This is a genomic window from Streptomyces sp. NPDC058646 (assembly GCF_042716875.1).
GTDB lineage: Bacteria > Actinomycetota > Actinomycetes > Streptomycetales > Streptomycetaceae > Streptomyces.
In genome coordinates this window covers 141,657-161,149 of record NZ_JBHXRK010000012.1, presented here as the reverse complement: position 1 = coordinate 161,149, position 19,493 = coordinate 141,657, and the positions used below count along the sequence as shown (strand labels likewise).

General features: G+C 71.9%; 18 protein-coding genes. 9 read left to right on the top strand and 9 right to left on the bottom strand.

What is annotated here, in order from left to right:
* The first annotated feature begins 2 nt into the window (after positions 1-2).
* The 3 genes from cbiQ to ACFWUZ_RS17135 are packed head-to-tail and all read left to right on the top strand — an operon-like array spanning position 3 to position 2,153.
* Positions 3-752: a cobalt ECF transporter T component CbiQ gene (gene cbiQ, locus ACFWUZ_RS17145; protein WP_384372877.1), complete on the top strand. Its 750-nt coding sequence runs from the start codon at positions 3-5 to the stop codon at positions 750-752.
* Entirely contained in the window at positions 749-1,570 is an 822-nt protein-coding gene (locus ACFWUZ_RS17140; protein WP_384372875.1) for an ATP-binding cassette domain-containing protein, read from the top strand. Before cbiQ ends, ACFWUZ_RS17140 begins: the two co-directional genes overlap by 4 nt.
* A 22-nt stretch (positions 1,571-1,592) precedes the next feature.
* Positions 1,593-2,153: a PadR family transcriptional regulator gene (locus ACFWUZ_RS17135; RefSeq protein ID WP_384372873.1), complete on the top strand. Its 561-nt coding sequence runs from the start codon at positions 1,593-1,595 to the stop codon at positions 2,151-2,153.
* Positions 2,154-2,210: 57 nt separating this feature from the next.
* Here ACFWUZ_RS17135 and ACFWUZ_RS17130 read toward each other — a convergent pair whose 3' ends face one another.
* The gene (locus tag ACFWUZ_RS17130; protein ID WP_384372871.1) at positions 2,211-2,423 is read right to left on the bottom strand and encodes an EF-hand domain-containing protein; all 213 of its coding nucleotides are present in this window, start codon (positions 2,421-2,423) and stop codon (positions 2,211-2,213) included.
* 255 nt (positions 2,424-2,678) lie between these two features.
* Between ACFWUZ_RS17130 and ACFWUZ_RS17125 the strand changes: the two genes are divergently transcribed.
* Positions 2,679-3,482: a tRNA-dependent cyclodipeptide synthase gene (locus ACFWUZ_RS17125; RefSeq protein WP_384372869.1), complete on the top strand. Its 804-nt coding sequence runs from the start codon at positions 2,679-2,681 to the stop codon at positions 3,480-3,482.
* Positions 3,463-4,701 carry a cytochrome P450 gene (locus ACFWUZ_RS17120; protein WP_384372867.1) on the top strand — a complete coding sequence of 413 codons (1,239 nt, stop codon included), beginning with the start codon at positions 3,463-3,465 and terminating at the stop codon, positions 4,699-4,701. The genes ACFWUZ_RS17125 and ACFWUZ_RS17120 overlap by 20 nt, the downstream gene beginning before the upstream one ends.
* Positions 4,702-4,793: 92 nt before the next feature.
* Here ACFWUZ_RS17120 and ACFWUZ_RS17115 read toward each other — a convergent pair whose 3' ends face one another.
* From ACFWUZ_RS17115 to ACFWUZ_RS17085, 7 genes are all read right to left on the bottom strand, one after another.
* The gene (locus ACFWUZ_RS17115; RefSeq protein WP_384372865.1) at positions 4,794-5,981 is read right to left on the bottom strand and encodes a YncE family protein; all 1,188 of its coding nucleotides are present in this window, start codon (positions 5,979-5,981) and stop codon (positions 4,794-4,796) included.
* A complete protein-coding gene (locus ACFWUZ_RS17110; RefSeq protein WP_384372862.1) occupies positions 5,978-6,793 on the bottom strand; it encodes a polysaccharide deacetylase family protein in 816 nt (271 codons plus the stop codon). The genes ACFWUZ_RS17115 and ACFWUZ_RS17110 overlap by 4 nt, the downstream gene beginning before the upstream one ends.
* A gap of 413 nt (positions 6,794-7,206) precedes the next feature.
* Entirely contained in the window at positions 7,207-7,710 is a 504-nt protein-coding gene (locus ACFWUZ_RS17105; RefSeq protein WP_384372860.1) for an ATP-binding protein, read from the bottom strand.
* 245 nt (positions 7,711-7,955) lie between these two features.
* Positions 7,956-8,723 (bottom strand): enoyl-CoA hydratase/isomerase family protein, encoded by a 768-nt coding sequence (locus tag ACFWUZ_RS17100; protein WP_384372859.1) that lies wholly within the window; start codon positions 8,721-8,723, stop codon positions 7,956-7,958.
* A gap of 85 nt (positions 8,724-8,808) precedes the next feature.
* Complete coding sequence (locus tag ACFWUZ_RS17095) at positions 8,809-10,047, bottom strand: Ig-like domain-containing protein (RefSeq protein WP_384372857.1); 1,239 nt, start codon at positions 10,045-10,047, stop codon at positions 8,809-8,811.
* 274 nt (positions 10,048-10,321) lie between these two features.
* Complete coding sequence (locus ACFWUZ_RS17090) at positions 10,322-11,074, bottom strand: collagen binding domain-containing protein (RefSeq protein ID WP_384372855.1); 753 nt, start codon at positions 11,072-11,074, stop codon at positions 10,322-10,324.
* 128 nt (positions 11,075-11,202) lie between these two features.
* The gene (locus ACFWUZ_RS17085; RefSeq protein ID WP_384372852.1) at positions 11,203-12,399 is read right to left on the bottom strand and encodes an Ig-like domain-containing protein; all 1,197 of its coding nucleotides are present in this window, start codon (positions 12,397-12,399) and stop codon (positions 11,203-11,205) included.
* Between the two features lie 205 nt (positions 12,400-12,604).
* Between ACFWUZ_RS17085 and glgX the strand changes: the two genes are divergently transcribed.
* Together glgX and ACFWUZ_RS17075 are read left to right on the top strand one after the other, a co-directional pair.
* The gene (glgX, locus tag ACFWUZ_RS17080) at positions 12,605-14,971 is read left to right on the top strand and encodes a glycogen debranching protein GlgX (RefSeq protein WP_384372850.1); all 2,367 of its coding nucleotides are present in this window, start codon (positions 12,605-12,607) and stop codon (positions 14,969-14,971) included.
* A gap of 148 nt (positions 14,972-15,119) precedes the next feature.
* A complete protein-coding gene (locus ACFWUZ_RS17075) occupies positions 15,120-15,842 on the top strand; it encodes a CDP-alcohol phosphatidyltransferase family protein (protein ID WP_384372848.1) in 723 nt (240 codons plus the stop codon).
* On the opposite strand, the gene ACFWUZ_RS17070 is transcribed toward ACFWUZ_RS17075, so the two are convergent.
* Positions 15,823-16,311 carry an adenylyltransferase/cytidyltransferase family protein gene (locus ACFWUZ_RS17070; RefSeq protein ID WP_384372846.1) on the bottom strand — a complete coding sequence of 163 codons (489 nt, stop codon included), beginning with the start codon at positions 16,309-16,311 and terminating at the stop codon, positions 15,823-15,825. The two genes, ACFWUZ_RS17075 and ACFWUZ_RS17070, sit on opposite strands and share 20 nt — an antisense overlap.
* A gap of 172 nt (positions 16,312-16,483) precedes the next feature.
* Here ACFWUZ_RS17070 and ACFWUZ_RS17065 point away from each other — a divergent pair, with 172 nt between their 5' ends.
* Together ACFWUZ_RS17065 and ACFWUZ_RS17060 are read left to right on the top strand one after the other, a co-directional pair.
* Positions 16,484-17,689, top strand: a complete 1,206-nt coding sequence (locus ACFWUZ_RS17065) for a glycosyltransferase family 4 protein (protein WP_384372996.1) — start codon at positions 16,484-16,486, stop codon at positions 17,687-17,689.
* Positions 17,686-19,458 (top strand): lipopolysaccharide biosynthesis protein, encoded by a 1,773-nt coding sequence (locus ACFWUZ_RS17060; protein ID WP_384372844.1) that lies wholly within the window; start codon positions 17,686-17,688, stop codon positions 19,456-19,458. Before ACFWUZ_RS17065 ends, ACFWUZ_RS17060 begins: the two co-directional genes overlap by 4 nt.
* Positions 19,459-19,493 lie beyond the last annotated feature (35 nt).

Sequence of the window (19,493 nt, the reverse complement as noted above, 5' to 3'; positions counted from 1 at the left end):
CGGTGCTGCCGATCGACGTGGCGGCGCACGGCAGCCGCTGGCGTCACCGGCACCCCGGGGAGAAGGCCCTGCTGGGGATCGGGCTGACGGTCACCGCCGTGTGCCTGCCGCCCTGGCCGGGCGGACCCCTGGTCGCCGCCGCCACCCTGGCGGTCCTCCTCGGGCCCGCCGGGGTGGCGGGGCGGCAGCTGTGGCGGGCCTTCCGGATCCCGCTCGGGTTCTGCTTCACGGGGGCGCTGCCGCTGCTGGTCTCGGTGGGCGGCCCGGCCGGGTTCCTCGCGTTCGCCCCGGAAGGCCCCCGGCAGGCGGCGGAACTGCTGCTGCGCACCTCGGCGGCGTCCCTCGGGGTGCTGCTGTTCGCCTTCACGACGCCGGTCTCGGACGTCCTGCCCCGGCTGGTGCGGGCCGGGGTGCCGGCTCCCGTGGTGGACGTGGCCCTGGTCATGTACCGGATCGGCTTCCTGCTGCTGGACTCCCTGGCCCAGGTCCGCCGGGCCCAGGCGGCCCGCCTGGGGCAGAGCGGCCGGGCCGCGGCGTGGCGTTCGCTGGCCGGGCTCGCGGCGACCTCGTTCGTACGGGCCTTCGACCGCGCGGCGCGGCTGCAGGACGGGCTGGCCGGGCGCGGCTACGACGGCGCGCTGCGGGTGCTCGTCCCCGAGGCGAAGCTGTCCTGGCGGTTCCTGGCCGGCTCCGCCGCCCTCCTGGCCGGCGTGAGCGCCGTGACCCTCGTACTGAAGGAGCTGTATCTGTGACCCCGTTGGTGGAACTGGTCGGCGCGGGCTACGCCTACGAGGACGGGCCGCCCGTGCTGTCCGGGGTGGACTTCGCCATCCGGGAGGGCCGTGCGCTGGTCCTGCTGGGCCGCAACGGCAGCGGCAAGACCACGCTGATGCGGCTGCTGAGCGGGGGCCTGCGGCCGGGTACGGGGGAACTGCGGCTCGACGGGGCGGTGGTGGCGTACGACCGCGCGGGCCTGACCCGGCTGCGGACCGGCGTCCAGCTGGTGGTGCAGGACCCGGACGACCAGCTGTTCGCGGCCTCCGTCGAGCAGGACGTGTCCTTCGGCCCGATGAACCTGGGCCTGCCGGTGGCGGAGGTCCGCGCGCGGGTCGACTCGGCCCTCGCAGCGCTGGACATCACCGCGCTGCGGGACCGCCCGACGCACCTGCTGTCGTACGGGCAGCGCAAGCGCGCGGCGATCGCCGGGGCGGTGGCGATGGCGCCGCGCGTGCTGATCCTGGACGAGCCCACGGCCGGGCTGGACCCGGACGGGCAGGAGCGGCTGCTCGACGTGCTCGCGGGGCTGCGGGCGGACGGCACGACGGTGGTGATGGCCACCCACGACGTGGACCTCGCGGTCCGCTGGGCCGACGACGCCGCGGTCCTCACCCCGTCGGGCATCCGCGTGGGGGCGGCGCAGGACCTGCTGTCGGAGCCGGAGCTGCTCGCCGCGGCGGGGCTGCGCCAGGCCTGGTCCCCGGCGGTCACGGCGTTGCTGCGCGCCCACGGCCTCCTCGGTGCGGAATCCCCCGGCCCCCGCAGCCCGGAGGCACTGGCGGCCTGGCGGTAGGGGGTGTCCCTAGGATGGCCGCATGTCGCTCCCGCACGCCATCCTCACCGCCCTCCTCGAGAAGCCCTCGTCGGGGCTGGAGCTGACCCGGCGGTTCGACAAGTCCATCGGGTACTTCTGGTCCTCGACGCACCAGCAGATCTACCGCGAGCTGGGCCGGCTGGAGGAGGCCGGGCTGATCCGGGAGCTGCCCAGCGAGGTGCCCGTACGGGGGCAGAAGAAGGAGTACGCGGTGCTGCCCGACGGCAGTGCCGAGCTGGCGCGGTGGGTCGGCGAGAGCCAGGACCCCAAACCGCTGCGTGACGCGCTGCTGCTGCGGATCCGCGCGGCGGCGGTCGTCGGGCCGGGGCGGCTCGGGCCCGAACTGCGGCGGCATCTGGGGCTGCACCGGGAGCAGCTGGCGAAGTACGAGGCCATCGAGGCGAAGGACTTCCCGCCGGAGCGCGACGCGGTGGAGGACCGGCTTCGCCGGCTCGTGCTGCACGGCGGGATCGCCCTGGAGACCTTCTGGCTGGCCTGGCTGGAGGAGGCCCTCGCCGAGGTCGAGGACATGACTCCGCCGGAGGGCACCACGGCGGCCTGACGCGCCCCCGCCCCGGGCAGGCGGGGGCGACGGCGCGTGCGGGGGGACGGAGCGGTGCTACTTGTTCAGGGCGGCCCAGAACTCGTCGAAGCTCAGCAGGCCGTCACCGTTCGCGTCCTTGGAGGCCACGACGGCGTCCGCGACCGAACCCGTGACGTACGCGTCGCCCATCGCCTTCATGGCCGCGCTGTACTCGTCGGCCGTGATGAAGCCGTCACCGTTCACGTCGAACCGGTCGAACGTCGTCCGTGCGCTCTCGATGTCCGCCACTGGGTCCACCCCTTCTTCGTGCTTGTTGACCGGCTCAGGGTAGCGGCCCCGGCGGAGCACCCCCGCCGCGGGTCCCGTTCGAGCGGCAGATAGAAATTCAAATTACCCTTCCGTAATGCGGAAGCGATAATTCCAGCCAATAAATCCGGCCCCGACTTGTCACGCTCCGGGATCACGGCATAACGTACCGACATTGCCGCCACACCAGGAGCGCAGGGCTCCCAGGGACAAGCGGCAATGAGGGCGATCACACAGGTGACGATCACAGTCGACGCATCATTCGAAGTTCTGCCCTTCACCCGCACCTGCCGCCATATCTGGGAAGACGGCGACCATGTGCTCATCGGAGTGAGTCCGGGAAACAGCTACTTCAGCTCCGAGCGCATCACCAGTCTTGCCCAGTGGGCCACGACCCGCTTCGCGCAGGTCGACTTCGTCTACGCAGACCTCCACGTGGACCGGATGTTCGCCGCCTTCGGCTACACCCGGGAGCACGCGGAGAAGCGCGCCACGAAGGAGATCAAGGCGGTCCGGCGAAGGATCCTCAAGGGCGTGGAGGAATCAGGGACCGCACACGCCGAGATTCGCGTCAGAGCACTTTCGGAGTTCCAGGAGAACCCCGTGTACCAACTGCTGCACAGGCGTGTACTGCATTTCCTGGAGACCGACGACGAATTTCGTAAGGGCTGCGAAAAAATGGCCCTGCATTTTGTTGGATCCAAGTTGCCGGAGGGTGAATCGATCACGGCCGGGCAGTTGCAGGTCTGTTTCGATTACATGGCGGCCGAGCTGCCGTTCTTCCTCGACACCCCGAGCATTCTCGACGTCCCGTCCTCCGTGGCGGCCTACCACGTCAAGATGCCGCTGACGGACGTCCTCTTCGCCCGCGGCGGGGGCCTGCGCGCCACCAGGAACCAGGCCTACGCCGTCGTGCGGCCCGAGGCCGGTGAGGCCGTGCGCGAGGTGCCGGGGCACGGAGCCGCCACGGGCACCGCACCACAGAACAGCGTGAACCACGTACCGACCGAAAGGACCGTCGATGAGCGTCGAGCAGCTTGAGAGCCGGGGGACCCAGGAGCAGCCGCTCCTCGACTTCCCGCTCTCGCGGCGCGGTGACGTGCTTCCGGAGGAGTGCGGGTGGCTGCGCGAGAAGGCCCCGGTCGCCCGGGTCCGCACGCTGACCGGGGACTCCGCCTGGCTGGTGAGCAGCTACGCGCTGGCCAAGCAGGTGCTGGAGGACGAGCGGTTCAGCCTCAAGGACACGGCGAACGCCGGGGTCCCCCGCCAGTACGCGCTGACGATCCCGCCCGAGGTCGTCAACAACATGGGCAACATCAACAGCGCCGGGCTGCGCAACGCGGTGATGAAGGCGCTCAACCCACGCCAGAAGGGGATCCAGGACCGGCTGCGCGCCACGGCCGGGGAGCTCCTCGACCTGATCGTGGCCGAGGGCGGCCCGGCCGACCTCCGGGCGGGGTTCGCCGACCCCTTCTCGGCGGCGATGCACTGCCAGGTGCTCGGGGTGCCCTTCGAGGACTGGCGCCGGCTGATGTCGGGGCTGGACGTGGCCTTCATGACCGCGCGCGAGCCCTTCGCCGACTCGGCCCTCAACTGGTACAAGGACGTGGGCTACTTCACCGAGCAGCTCCGGGCCCAGCTCGCGCTGCCCGCCGAGGAGCGTACGGGGCTCCTCGGCAGGTTCGCGGACCTGAAGGAGGCCGACCCCGAGTCGGCGCACCTGACCGACGACATGTTCGCCACGGTCGCGGTCTCGCTCTTCGGGGCGGGCGCGGTGTCCACGTCGGCGTTCCTCACCCTCGCGGTCCTCGCACTGCTCCAGAAGCCGGAGCTCATCGGCTACCTGCGCGCGCACCCGGAGCGCATGGGCCGGGCCGTGGACGAACTGCTGCGCTGGAACCTGTCCGTGGGGGACGGCCTGCCGCGCATCGCGCTGGCGGACATCCAGGTCGGTGACGTCCTGGTGAAGGAGGGCGAGCTCGTCCTCGTCCTGCTGGAGGGGGCCAACTTCGACCCGGAGGCCTTCGAGAACCCGGACGAGCTGGACCTGGAGCGCCAAAGCCCCCACGCCAACCTGGCCTTCGGCGCCGGCCGGCACTTCTGCCCGGCCTCCGCGCTGGGCCGGGCGCACGCCGAGATCGCGCTGGAGGTGCTGGTGGAGCGCCTGCCGGGGCTGCGGCTCGCGGTGCCCGCGGAGAACCTGGTCTGGCGCACGGGCTTCATCAAGCGCCTTCCGGAGCGGCTTCCCGTCGCCTGGTAGTGCGGAGGCGGGCGGGTGCGGCGGCGTCCCGGGAGCTGTGCGAGCTCCCGGGGCGCCGCCGCACCCGTACGTCCGCCCGGCCGCGCCCCGTCCTAGCGGAAGATGCCGGTGTGGCCGAGCGAGTAGCGGCCGGGCTGCGGGTACACGGCGAGGCCGTGCGGGCCGCCGCCCACCGGGACCCGGGCGAGCTGCTTGCCCGTCACGGTGTCGATCGCGTAGACCTCGTCGTTGTAGCGGCCCGACAGCCACAGCACCTTGCCGTCGGCGGAGACGCCGCCCATGTCGGGGCTGCCGCCGTCGGGCAGCTCCCACTTCTTCGTCAGCTTGTTCTGCGGGAAGTTGAAGACGGAGACGGTGCCCTCACCCCGGTTGGAGACGTACATCTCCTTGGAGTCGCGGCTGACGTACAGGCCGTGGCAGCCCTTGCCGGTGGGGAGCAGCTTGGGGGTCTCGAAGGTGTCGCCGCTGAGGACCCACATGCCGTGGGCCATCATGTCCGCGACGTAGAAGGTCTTCCCGTCGGGCGAGACCTTGACGTCCTGCGGCATCGCGCCCTCGAAAGGCAGTTTCTGCTGTCCGACGACCTCCATCCGCTCGGTGTCGACCTTGAGGAGTTCACCCGAGAACTCGCAGCTCACGATGAAGTACCGGCCGTCGGCGGAGAAATCCGCGTGATTGACGCCGAAGCAGGTCACGGGGACGGTCTTGACCCGGTCCATGGTGTGCGGATCGCGGAAGACCAGCTCTTTGTCCAGGGAGGCCATGACGATCGCGTACTTGCCGTTCGGCGTGAAGTACAGGTTGTACGGGTCGTGCACCTCGACGGGCTCTCCGGCTTCGCCGGTGGCCGGGTTGATGGGGGTGAGGGTGTGGCCCCGGTTGTTGTTGACCCACAGCGTCTTCATGTCCCAGGAGGGGACGACGTGCTGGGGCTGGATGCCGACCGGGATGGTGTCGATGACCTTGTAGGTCACCGGGTCGATGACGGACACCGTGTTGGAGTTGGTGTTCGGCACGTAGACCCGGGACGGGAAGTCCTTGACCACCGGGGAGAGCTGGTTGGGCCGGTCCGCCGCGTAGACGTCGTGCGGATCGAGGAGCGGGGGCATGCCGGGCAGGCCGGGCGGGGCCGCCGGGACGGCCTTGACGGGCTTGGCCGGGCCCTTGGTGCCGAGTGCCTCGGCGGGTCCCTTGCCGGCTGATCCGCAGCCGGCCAGGGCGGCGAGGACCAGACCGGCGAGCAGCACGGTGGCCTTCCGGGGAAGGCGGATGGTCGTCATGGGGTCAGCAGCTCCGTGGTGGTCACCGCGCGCAGTCTGCGGCGCGCGAGTTCTTCGAGGAGGGGCGGCATCGCGTCGACCGTGTCCGCGTAGCCGAAGTGCAGGCTCACCACCGATCCGCTGCGGATCGTCCCGGTGACGGTGCGGATGACGGCCGCGGCACCGGGCGAGGTGAAGTCGAGGGAGTCCACGTCGTAGGAGAGGACGTGCGGGTAGCCGGCCCGCTGGGCCAGCTTCTGGACCAGGGGGGTCGCGTACTGGGTCCGGGAGGGCCGGAACCAGGTGCCGATGGAACCGGTCAGGCGCTTGAGCCGCTGGGCACAGGCGGTGATCTCGGCGTAGGCCTCCGCCTCGGGCATGGTGTTGATCGCGAGGTGGCGCTGGGTGTGGTTGCCCAGCTCGTGGCCGCCGTCGAGGATCCGGCGGGCCAGCTCCGGGTGGGCGTCGAGCCAGCTGCCGATCGCCAGTACGGTGACCCGCGCACCCGCTCTCTCCGCCTCGGCCAGCACCGACCGGGCGGTGGCGGGGTCGCCGTTGCCGTGGAAGGTGAGGGCGACCCGGGGCCGGTCGCGCGGGCCGTGCCCGATCTCGACGGGCTGTCCGGCGAAGCGGCGCGGCGCGGCCGGTACCGCCCGGGCCGGTCCGGCGGGTTCGGCGGGTCCGGCGGGTCCGGCCGGGCGCGGAGGTGTGGACGGGGGCGCGGGGGCGGGGCGCCCCGGGCCGCAGGCGGCGCTGAGGCCGGCCGCGGTGGCGCCGGTCGCGGCGAGGCCCGCTGCGCGCAGGACCGCACGGCGGCCTGGATGTGAGAGCACTCGCCCATTTAAGGGGTGGATGACCCGGAAGGTAATGATTGACCCAATTCCGACGTCCACCCAGGGTGGCCATACGGACACCCTCTCCGCTATGTGATCAACGATTCACACTGAGCGGTCGATATTTATTCACTGATTGCCAGGTGAGTGGCCCACCTCACCTAGGATTTAGCTAGAAACTCTCACTATTTGCACACTTATGTCCGACTGAGGACTTTTGGCATTCGGGGCCACGTCTGCCATAGTCGGAACCACGGCTTCCCATTGACCCGAGCGAAGTCGCCACGCCGAGGATCACACCCCCCAACGATCCTTGGCGCACCCATGAAGCCCCCGAGGCGCCCCACCGCGGCGACAGGGGGCTTCAGGCTTCCCCGGGCGTCGCGGGCCAGGCGCCACTGTGACGACAGGGCCTAGCGGTCGGCGACGCGCATCTCGAACCAGGTGATCTTCCCTCGGGGCAGCAGGTCCGCGCCCCAGCGGTCGGAGAGCTTGTCCACGAGGAACAGCCCGCGGCCGGTGGTGTCCAGCTCGTGGACCGGCATCAGGCAGGGCAGCCCACGCGAGGGGTCGCGCACCTCGACGCGGATCCAGCCGCGCCGGCGCACCATGCGTAAGCCGAAGGAGCGGGCACCGGTGTGGCGCACCGCGTTGCCGACGAGCTCCGAGACCAGCAGGACGGCGTGCTCGGCGAACTGCGGCGAGAGGCCCCACAACCGGACCACCACGCACTGGGTGAGGCGGCGCGCGGTACCGGCCGACTCGGGCTCGGACGGCAGGGTCACTTCCGCCTCGGCCGGATTGCCGAACAACTCCAGCGCCTTGAGGCCCTGTTCGTCCTCAAGAGCCGCCGTGAGCCGCACGGCCGAAGCGCTGCTGCGCTGCCGCGGCTGTTCCACACCCTCCAGGCCCGCCATGCATCCATCATGGACGGCCGACCTGCCCGTCCGGGCCGTTCCGCGGGAAAACGCCCCCCGGATGCAACGACTCCCAGGGGGCGTTCCGTCATACGCGTGAGGCAAGCGGAGGGCCACGATGCGCGGGATGACCTGCTGTGACGCATCGCAGCAAGTCGATCACCGTGAGTGGATCACCGCTTCCCCTTAAGGCTCTCTTAAGGCCTGGCTAAACCACCCACAGGGAGGATCCGGCATGGAGCGGGTCACACGAACTTGGCCTTGCCCGGGCCCTCTTCGACGAAGCTGCGCATCCCGCGCTCACGGTCCTCCGTGGCGAACAGGCCCGCGAACCAGTTGCGTTCGATGGTCAGCCCGGTGTCGATGTCCGTCTCCAGACCCGCGTCCACGCACTCCTTCGCGGCGCGCAGTGCGATCGCCGGGCCCTGGGCCAGCCGGGCGGCCCAGGCGTGCGCCTGCTCGTACACCTCGGCTGCCGGGACGACCCGGTCGACCAGGCCCAGGGTCAGCGCCTCGTCGGCCTTGACCATGCGCCCGGTGAAGATGAGGTCCTTGGCCTTGGAGGGGCCGATCAGCCGCGACAGCCGCTGCGTGCCGCCCGCTCCGGGGATCAGCCCCAGCAGGATCTCGGGCTGGCCGAGCTTCGCGTTCTCGGCGGCGATCCGGAAGTCGGCGCAGAGGGCGAGCTCGCAGCCGCCGCCCAGCGCGTAGCCGGTGACGGCCGCGACGACGGGCTTGGGGATCCTGGCCACGGCGGTGAACGCGTCCTGCAGCGCGCGGGACCGGGCGATCATCGCCGCGTGGTCCATCGTCTGCATCTCCTTGATGTCCGCGCCGGCCGCGAACACCTTCTCACCGCCGTAGATGACCACCGCCCGGACGTCGGACCGGTCGGTGGCCTCCACCGCGAGCTCGCGCAGCCGGTCCTGGGTGGCGATGTCCAGGGCGTTCATGGGCGGCCGGTCCAGGCGGAGGGTGCCGACGCCTTCGGAGACTTCGAGAGAGAGGGTCATACGGCCAGGTTAGTGGCGGTTAACGCAATGCGGCCCGGTGCTGTGTGTCACAGCACCGGGCCGGCGTCCTACGGGGCGGGGAGGACTACTTGATCCAGTCCGACCACGCCATGTTCCAGCCGTTGAGGCCGTTCTCCGGGGCGATCTGTTTGTCCTTCGAGTTCTTCACGACGACCACGTCGCCGATCAGCGACTCGTTGAAGAACCAGGCGGCGGGCTGGTTCCCGTCGCCGCCGCCGCGGGCGTCCTTCAGGCCGACGCAGCCGTGGCTGACGTTCTCCGAGCCGAACGTGCCGGCGGAGGCCCAGTAGTTGCCGTGGACGAAGGTGCCCGAGTTCGACAGGCGCATCGCGTGCGGGACGTCGGGGATGTCGTACTCGCCGCCGAAGCCGACGGTGGCGCCGTTCATCCGGGTCACCTTGTACTTCTCGCTGATGACCATCTGCCCGTTGTACGTGGTGGTCGACGGGGCGCCCGCGGTGATCGGGATGTTCTTGAGCACCTGCCCGTCCCGGACGACCTCCATCTGGTGCGTGCTCGCGTCGACCGTGGAGACCTGGGACCGGCCGATGGTGAAGGTGACCGTACGGGTCTGCTTGCCGTAGACCCCCGGGCGGCCTTCGACTCCGTCGAGGGCGATCTTCACGGTGACCTTGGTGCCGGCGGCCCAGTAGTTCTCGGGACGGAAGTCGAGGCGGTCGTTGCCGAACCAGTGCCCCTCGACGGGGACGGACGGCTCGGCCGTCACCGTGATGGCCTTCTCGACGGCTTCGGGGTTGGTGATCCCGCGGGTGAAGTTGATCGACACCGGCATGCCCACGCCGACGGTCGCCCCGTCCTCGGGCGTGTAGTGGCCGATGAACGTGTTCTTGGGGGTCAGGGTGGTGAAGGTGGTGTCCTTCGCGGACTCCCGGCCGGCCTCGTCCTTGGCGACCGCGTGCACCTTGTACTCGGTGGCGGAGGCCAGGTGGCGGGCGGGCTCCCAGCTCGCGCCGTCGTCGGCGATCTTGCCCTCGACCGCGTTGCCCTTGGTGTCGGCCACGGTCACCGTGGCCAGCTTGCCGCCGGTGGTGGAAATCTTCAGGACACCGCTGGTCGCGACCTCCTTGGCACCGTCGTCCGGCTTGATGCTGACCACGGCCTTGGACGCCTCGGTACCGGTCTGGCCGCCGCCCCCGGGCTTGTCACCGCCGCCGCCCCCACTGTTGCCGCCACCGCCGCTGCAAGCGGTGGTGAACAGCAGGGCCGCCCCCAGCAGGAGGGCCGGCAGGCCGGTGCGGCCGCGGCCGCGTATCGGCTGCAGGTTCACTCTTGTTCTCCCCATGTCCCCCGCGCGCATGCAGTCGCGCGCTTGCCGACAGGTAATCACATGGGGAGAACACGAAGAGGCACGGTCTTGTCACCGTTCCGTCCCAACTGCCGGGGACGTGGCGGTGCGGTCCCCGGTCGGTCCTCGGTGCCGGCTCTGCCCCCGGACGCGGCCGGCGTCGCCCTCGTCGAGCAGGTCCCGGAGGCGTTCGGCGTCCGGGACCGGGAGGTCGACGCGGCCTGCCGAGCCGCCGTGGGCGTACAGGCCGCCGCCCCGGCCGGGGCCGGGGTCAGGTCCGGGGGCCCTGGGCGTCCTGGGAGTGCTGCGGGCGCTCCGGGTGCTCGGGCCGGTCCTCGCCGTGACCGCCCTTGCCGTGGTCACCCTTGCCGTGGCCGTCGCGCCGGTTCTGCAGCGTGACCACCAGACGCCGGTCCGGGGTCGTGGAGTCCAGCCGCAGGAGGCCGGTCACCCGGTCGGCGGGCAGCGCGTAGCCGTCGGGGACCGCCGTCTCCAGCAGGTAGTACCGGCCCTCGGGGAACGGGCCGAAGTCGCAGACGCCGCTCCGGTCGGTGGCACAGCCGGACGCGGCCCGGCGGTCCGGGTTGATGCCGAGGGTCTGGAGCCCGGCGGTGCTGTTGGTCTCCTGCCAGACCTCGAAGACCGCGCCGCGCAGCGGTCGCCCGGTCTTGGCGTCCTGCTTCACGATCCGGATCGAGCCCTCGTACCCCTCGCGCTGCGGGGTGTTGGGGACGGTGACCACGATGCCGTCCGTCACGTCGCCGGCATCGAGGTCGAAGCGGGTGACCGGGTTCGCCGGCGGCTCGTACCCCGCCGGGGTGAGGGTCTCGCGCCAGTAGTAGGTCTGCCCGACCGGCAGCTCCACGGTGCAGGTGCCGGCCGGGCCGGTCACGCAGACCCCGTCGAGCCGGGTGTCCCCGCCCGGCGTGCCGGTCTGGAGCCCGGCCGTGCCGTTGCTCTCCCGCCACAGTTCGAACCGGGCTCCGGCGAGTGCCGCGCCCGTGGCCGCGTCCCGCTCTGACATGATGCTCCGTCCGTTACCCGCCGATCTGCCCTGTCAGGCTCGGCGGGTGCCGGCGGGCTCGTGGCAGGACGCTCCTGGCCAGGGCGTTCCGGTCACAGGCATCACCCTTCCGGGTCCACGGGCTGCGGTCAGGTGAGGGCGGAGCCCGCCACCCAGTCCGTCCAGGACATGTTCCAGCCGCCCAGACCGTTGTCCGGGGCCACCGTCTTGTCCTGCGAGTTGAGGACCTCGACCACGTCGCCGACCAGCGTCCGGTCGAAGAACCAGCCGGCCGGGGTGTCCGAACCGCCGCCCTTGTCGTCGCGCAGGCCGATGCACCCGTGGCTCACGTTGGTGGTGCCGAAGGTGTCGGGGCTGGCCCAGTAGTTCCCGTGCAGGAAGGTCCCGGAACGGGTGAGGCGCATGGCGTGCGGGACGTCGGGGATGTCGTACTCGCCGCCGAACCCGACGGTCTGGCCGTTCATCCGGGTCACGTCGAAGAGTTCCATCACCACCATCTTCCCGTTGTACGTGGTGGTCTTGGGCGCGCCGGCGGTGATGGGCAGGGTCGAGAGCAGCTTCCCTTCCCGGCGGACCTCCATGGTGTGCGCCGCGGCGTCCACGGTGGAGATCTGGGAGCGCCCGACGGTGAAGGTGACGGTCTTGTCCTGGATGCCGTAGGAGCCGGCGGCGCCCTCGACGTCGCGGAGCTTCAGCCGCACGGTGACCACGGTGCCGGGCTTCCAGTACTGCTTCGGCCGGAAGTCGAGCCGGTCGTCGCCGAACCAGTGGCCGACGATCTCCACGGGCGGGACGGAGGTGACGGTGATGGCCCGCTCCACCTGCGCCCGGTGCTCGATGGAGCGGCTGAAGCCGAAGGAGACGATCATGCCGGTGCCGACGGTGGAGCGGTTCTCGGGCTTGAAGTAGCCGATGAACCGTTCCTCGGGCACGTAGGTGGTGAAGGTGGTGTGCCGGGCCTGGCGGCGGTTGTGCCCGTCGAGGGCGACCGCGTCCACGGTGTACTTGGCCGCGAGCGCGAGCCGTCCGGCCGACGGGTTGGGGCTCCAGCTGAGCCCGTCGGCGGCGATGGCGCCGGGGACCGGTTCCTCCTGGGCGTCCTCCACCTTGGTGACCACGACCCGCTCCAGCCGGCCCTCGGGGACACTGACCGTCAGCCGCCCGTCGGCCCGGACCCCCTTGGCGTTGTCCTCGGGACTGATCCGGATGGCTTCCTCGGGGGAGCGGGGTTTTCCGGGCAGCCCGATCTCGACCGGGGATCCGCCGTCCCCGGTGCATCCGGCCAGGCCGCCCAGGAGGGCCGCCCATGCCGCCACGGCGGCCAAGCCCGCCCCTGCCCGCCTCGTCAGAAAAGTCACGAACCGTCCAACGACCGCGCCCCTCCGGGGGAAACGTGAGGGCGGCGTACGTTCCGGGCAGAACAGTCGGGGCAGAACAGTGGGAAGGACCACACGGGGGCGGGCCCAGGCCGGGACGCCGGGGTCGCACTCCCCTCCCCCTGCCGGTACCCAGGAGCCGTGGAGGCGGGCAGTGTCGAGCGCAGCCGAGCAAGAGGCGGTGGAAGCCGTCGGGAACGCCGGGGACTCCCTGGAGGTGGTGCGGAGCGGCCCTGCCGCGTCCGCACCGCGGGCCGAGGAGCTCAGGGACGGCCGCGGCAAACGGCCCGAGGGCCGGCCGGACGGCCGGACCGGAGGTCAGGTGTCACGGGTGTCCGCGCGGCCGGGGCCACCGGTGTGGCCCGGCTCGGCGCACCCCCTGGGGGCCCGGTTCCACACCGGCCCGGACGGGACGGCCGGCACCAACTTCGCGCTGTGGGCCCAGGGCGCGGAGGCGGTGGAGGTGTGCCTGTTCGACGAGCGGGGGCCCGGCACCGAGGGGTACACGGAGACCCGCTGCTCGCTGACGGAGCTCACGCACGAGATCTGGCACGGCTTCGTGCCGGGCGTGCGCCCCGGTCAGCGGTACGGGTTCCGGGTGCACGGGCGCTGGGACCCGTGGACGGGCGCCCGGTTCAATCCGGCGAAGCTGCTGCTGGACCCGTACGCGCGCGCCGTGGACGGCGATTTCACCCTGCCGCCGGAGGTGTACGGGCACGTCCGGGACTGGCCCCAGCAGTACATCGCGGACACCGTGCGGGACGACCGGGACTCGGCTCCGTACGTCCCCAAGGGGGTCGTGGTCCACGATGACGACGACTGGGCCGACGACGTCCGGCCCAAGACGCCCTGGGCCGACTCGGTGATCTACGAACTGCACGTGCGCGGCTTCACCATGCGCCACCCCGGCATTCCGCCGGAGCTGCGGGGCACGTACGCGGGCCTCGCCCATCCGGCGGCGGTCGAGCACCTGCTGAAGCTGGGGGTGACGGCGGTCGAGCTGCTGCCGGTGCACCAGTTCGCGCACGAGGACCACCTGCTGCGCCGCGGGCTGCGCAACTACTGGGGGTACAACTCGGTCGGCTACTTCGCCCCGCACGCCGGTTACTCCTCGTCCGGTACGACGGGGCAGCAGGTCGGCGAGTTCAAGCGGATGGTGAAGGCGCTGCACGCGGCCGGGATCGAGGTCGTCCTCGACGTGGTCTACAACCACACGGCCGAGGCGGGCGAGCTGGGGCCGACGCTGTCGTTGCGGGGGATCGACAACCGGGGGTACTACCGGCTCCAGTCCGACCAGCGCCGGTACGCCGACTACACGGGCTGCGGGAACACCTTGCATGCCGGGCGCCCCCACGTGCTGCGCCTGATCACGGACTCCCTGCGGTACTGGGTGACGGAGATGGGGGTGGACGGCTTCCGCTTCGACCTGGCGGCGGCGCTGGCCCGCTCCATGCACGACGTGGACATGCTGTCGCCCTTTCTGGCGGTCATCGCCCAGGATCCGGTGCTGCGGCGGGTCAAGCTGATCGCCGAGCCGTGGGACGTGGGCTCGGGCGGCTACCAGGTGGGGGCGTTCCCGCCGCTGTGGACGGAGTGGAACGACCGCTACCGGGATGCCGTACGGGACTTCTGGCGGGGTGCACTGCCCGACGTACGGGACCTCGGGTACCGGCTGTCGGGGTCCAGCGACCTCTACGCGTGGGGCGGGCGGCGCCCCTACGCGTCGGTGAACTTCGTGACCGCGCACGACGGTTTCACCCTGCGCGACCTGGTGTCCTACGAGCGCAAGCACAACGAGGCGAACGGGGAGGCGGGCCGGGACGGGACCGATGACAACCGCTCGTGGAACTGCGGGGTGGAGGGGGAGCCCCCCGAGGGCACCGACCCCGGCATCGCGGCGCTGCGCAGGCGCCAGCTGCGCAACCTGCTGACCACGCTCCTGCTGTCGACGGGCGTGCCGATGCTGGTGGCCGGCGACGAGTTCGGGCGGACCCAGGGCGGCAACAACAACGCGTACTGCCAGGACAACGAGACGGGGTGGGTGGACTGGTCGCTCCTGGAGGACCCGTCCTGGGCCGGGCTGTTCGCCCTGGCGGCCCGGCTGGTGAAGCTGCGCCAGGAGCACCCGGTGCTGCGCCGGCGGGCGTTCTTCTCGGGGCGCCCCCAGGCCGCCGACGGGCTGCGGGACCTGGCCTGGTTCACGCCCGCGGGGGCGGAGATGACCGAACGGGACTGGTACGCGCCGGCCGCGGCGCTGGGCCTGTACCTGTCGGGGCGGGACATCCCGGGCCGTGACGAGCGGGGGCGGCAGGTGACCGACGACAGCTTCCTGGCCCTGCTGCACGCCGGGGACCGGCCGGTGCCGTGGGTCCTGCCGGACGCGCCGTGGGCGGCGGGGTACGAGCTGGTCCTGGACACCTCGCGGGAGGACCAGGCCGCCGCGCCGGGGACCGCACACCGGGGCGGCGAGACCCTGACGGTCCCGGCCCGGTCGGTGCTGCTGCTGCGGGTGGTGAGCTGAGGCGGCGGCGCCGCGAACCGCTCCGTACCACTGATTCCGGACGTACGGGATCATCCGGAGCGGAACGCGGGCTCCGCCCTGCGATGATGTGCCCGTCGCACGCGCGTGCATACGGACACGCGTTCCATCGAGGGGGTCAGGGGTACGCATGGCGAGTGTCGGGACCGCGTTGCGGGAGCTGCGCGGGGCGCAGAAGTCGGCGAAGGGGGTGTCGCTCTATTCGAGGTTCGTCAACCGGCCGGCCGGGCGGTACCTGGCCGCCGGATCGTACGCCGTCGGGCTCACCCCGAACCAGGTGACGCTGGTCAGCGCCGCCTTCAGCTTCGCCGCCGTGGCGGCGGTCGCACTGGCCGCGCCCTCCTGGGGGCTGGGACTCGCCGTGTGGGCCGCCCTGGCCGTCGGCTTCGCCTTCGACTCCGCCGACGGGCAGCTGGCCCGGCTGCGCGGGGGCGGCAGCGCCGCGGGCGAATGGCTCGACCACGTCGTGGACTGCGCCAAGCTCACCGCGCTGCACACCTGCGTGCTGATCGCCTTCTACCGCTTCCCGGACGCGTACGGCACCGGCTCCGCGGGCTGGCTGCTGGTGCCGCTGGGCTTCCAGTTCGCCTCGGTCGTCACCTTCTTCGGCGGGCTGCTGACCGAGAAGCTCAAGCCGAAGCCGGCCCCGGGGAGCCCCGCCGCCGCGCCGTCGACGGTCCGCGCGGTGGCGCTGCTGCCCGTGGACTACGGGGTGTTCTGCCTGGTGTTCCTGCTGCTGGGCGGCGGGGAGCTGTTCCGCTGGGCGTACGCGGGCCTCGGTGTCGTCGCCGCACTGTTCCTGCTGGCCTTCCTCGCCAAGTGGTTCCGGGAGCTCAGCGCCGTTCCGCGGTGAACGGCTCCGGCGCCGCGAGGGGTTCGGAGAGCACGTCCAGGGCCCGGCGCAACTGGGTGCTGGACGTGTGGACGGTGTAGGGGAAGTAGACGACGTCGACGCCGACGGCGGCGAAGTCCTTCTCCAGCCTGGCGCCCTTGGGGGTGCCCCGCCAGTCGTCGCCCTTGAAGATGACGTCGAAGCGGACCTGCTTCCAGGTCTCCACCTTGTCCGGGACGGTCTCCACGAAGGCGGCGTCGACGTACTTCACGCTGCGGACGATCTCCAGCCGTTCGACCAGCGGGATCATCGGCCGCCGGCCCTTGGCGAGCTCGGCCATCTCGTCGGAGACGACTCCGGCCACCAGGTAGTCACACTGACTGCGGGCGTGCCGAAGGATATTGAGATGTCCGATATGGAACAGATCGTACGCACCTGGCGCGTAACCCACTCGATACGGTCTGCGCGTGGGCGCACCAAGCTCGGACATGTCCTGCTCCGTCATCTGTTACCCCCCAGAAGCCACACCCCCCGGTGCAGCGGATTAGCAGACAATAGCGTGCACGTTCCGCACCACGCGGGTGAACGAATAGGGTGACGTGCGCATCATCCAGGGGAGAAGGGGACCTCCAGTGTCCAGATCCGGTCACCGGCGCCTGCTGCTGGTTTCCACCAATTACGCTCCTGAGCACGCGGGGATCGGTCCGTACGCGACCCAGATCGCCGAGCACTGGGCGGATCTCGGCCACGAGACCCACGTCCTCGCGGGCATGCCGCACTACCCGGCCTGGTCGCTGGAGCCGGAGTACAAGGGGGCGCTCCGGCGCACGGAGGAGCGCGCGGGGGTCACCGTGCACCGGCGTGCGCACACCGTGCCGCCGCGCCAGACCGCCGTGAAGCGGGCCCTTTTCGAAGGATCGATTCTGTTGCACGGTGCCGTGGCCCCGCCGCGGATGCCGAAGCCGGACGCGGTCATGGCCCAGATGCCCAGCCTGGCCGGCGGGGTCCTCGCCGCCCGGCTCGCGGCGCGGTGGAAGGTCCCCTACGTCCCGGTCGTCCAGGACCTGATGGGCGCCGCGGCCGCGCAGAGCGGGATCAGCGGCGGCGACAAGGCGGCCGCGGTCGCCGGCCGCGCCGAGGCCTACGCCCTGAAGCGGGCCACCCTCGTCGGCGTCATCCACGAGACCTTCGTGGACCGTGTCGTCGGCATGGGCGTGGACCCGGAGAGGATCCGCCTCGTCCCGAACTGGTCCCACGTGGCGGTGCCCACCAAGCCGCGCGGCGAGACCCGCCGCCACCTCGGCTGGGCACCCGGCCAGACCGTCGTCCTGCACTCCGGCAACATGGGCCTCAAGCAGGGCCTGGAGGTCCTCGTCGGCGCCGCCCGGCTGGACCCCGGCGTCCGCTTCGTCCTCATGGGTGACGGCAGCCAGCGCTCGGCGCTCGCCGACCTCGCGGCCGACGTGCCGAATCTGGACATCATCCCCCCTGCCCCCGACGGAGAGTTCCCGGATATCCTCGCGGCGGCGGACGTGCTCGCGGTCACGCAGCACGCGGCGGTGATGGACATGAGCGTGCCGTCGAAGCTCACCTCCTACTTCCAGGCCGGCCGGCCCGTCGTCGCCTCCGTGGCGGCCCAGGGCGGCACCGCCCAGGAAGTGGAACGCTCGGGCGCGGGGGTACTCGTACCGCCGGAGGACCCCGGCGCCCTGCTGAAGGCCGTACGCGCCCTGGCCGAGGACCCGGCGGGCGCGGACGAACTCGGAGCGGCCGGACCCCGCCACGTGGCGGCCCACCTGAGCCGTGAGGCGGGCCTGGCCCGCATCGACGCACTGATGGACGAAGCACTTGGGGGGCCCAGGCCGTGATCGAGACGAACCGCCCGGCAGCGGCCCCGGCGGAGGACGAACCCGACCTCCTCCGGGACCAGTTCCGGCAGCTCCTGCGCTACCGCCGGCTCATCGGCGCGGGTATCGGAATAGGCCTGCTGGGCGGCGTCTACCTCGGTGTCTCCACGGCCGACACGTACGTCGCGACCGCGGACATCGTGCTGCGGGCGCCGACCGACGACCCGTTCAACCCGAGCCTCGCCCCCGACAAGGCGATCAACATCGGCTCGGAGCGCCAGGTCGCGCTCAGCTCCTCCATAGCCAACGAGGCCGCGAAGAAGCTCGGCGTGACCGCGGGCGGCTTCGCGGCCCTGCGCAGCGGGCTGCAGGTGACCAACCCGCCGCAGTCCATGGTGCTCCGCTTCACCTACACCGCCTCCTCCCCCAAGGAGGCCGCCAAGCGGGCCAACGCGATGACCGAGGCCTACCTGCTCAAGCGCCAGGAAGCCCTCGACCTGACCCGTGACCAGATGGTCAAGGGCTACACGGACCAGCGCGATCCCGTGGCCAAGCAGCTCGACGACGTCGTGAAGCAGATCAACACGATGCCCGCCGGTACGGCGCGCGACGCGGCCTACGTCACCAAGACCGACCTGCAGAGCAAGGTCAACACCCTCAACAACAACATCGCCAAGCTCCAGGCCCTGGACATGACCCCGGGCCGGGTCACCAGCGCCGCGACCCCCCCGAGCGCCCCCGACGGCCCCGGCATCCCCCTGTCCCTCGCGCTCGGCGCTGCCGTGGGCCTGGCCCTCGGCCTGCTGGCCGCCTGGGTCCGGCTGGTCTTCGACCCGGCCCCGCGCTCCGAGGGCGACGTGGCCCGGGCCCTGCGCGCGCCCGTCCTCGGCTACCTGCCGCGGGACAAGACCGGCGGCGGGCCGCTGCTCGCGGCGGGCGAGGCCGATCCCCGGCTCGCCGAGGAGTACCGCTCGGTGGCCTTCCGGCTGGCCTACGACTCCCGCTTCGCCGACCGGCGCCGCCTGCTCGTCGTCGCTCCGCGCGGCAGCAGCGAGACCGCCGCCGCGGTCGCCGTGAACCTGGCCGCCTCCTTCGCGGAGACCGGCAAGGACGTGCTCCTCATCGAAGCCGACCTGCGCACCCCGGTCCTGGCCAGCCAGCTGCCGACCGACGCCGGCGGGCGGCCGCGCTGGAGCCAGATGCCGGGCGGCCCGGCCGCCGGCGGACGCTCCCCGCAGCACGGGGACTCCGACTGGCCCGACGGGCGCCAGCTCGTCGTGGACGCCGGCGAGTCCGGCGCCTTCGACCTGATCCCGGGCGAGCGGGTCCGCAACGTCGCCCGCGCCCTGACCTCCCCGCGCGCCACCCGGCTGGTCTCCGAGGCCGACTCCCCCAACTCCACCGTCGTCGTGCTCGCGCCGCCCGTGCTCTCGTACGCCGACGCGCTGGCCCTCGTCGACCGCGTCGACGGCGTCCTGGTCGTCTGCGACCCGCGCGCCGTCCACCGCACCGACCTGTCCCGGATCCGCGAGCTGATCAGCGGCGCCGGCGGCACCGTGCTCGGCGCCGTCCTGCACACCCCGCTGCCCGGCGAGAAGCGCGCCCGCGGGAAGGGCCGCAAGGGCGGCGCGGCCGAGCCCGCGTCGGACGGCCCCGCGGCCCCCTCCGGGCCCGCGCGGCCGTCGCAGCCCCAGCCGATCCCGTACGAGGTGGCGGAGCCTGAGCAGCACATCCCCGGGGACGGCACCGACACCGTGGCGCTGCGCACCGTCCGCACGGGCCGTCGGTGACCGGTGCTCCCGACGGGTCCCGGATCCCCGGGCCC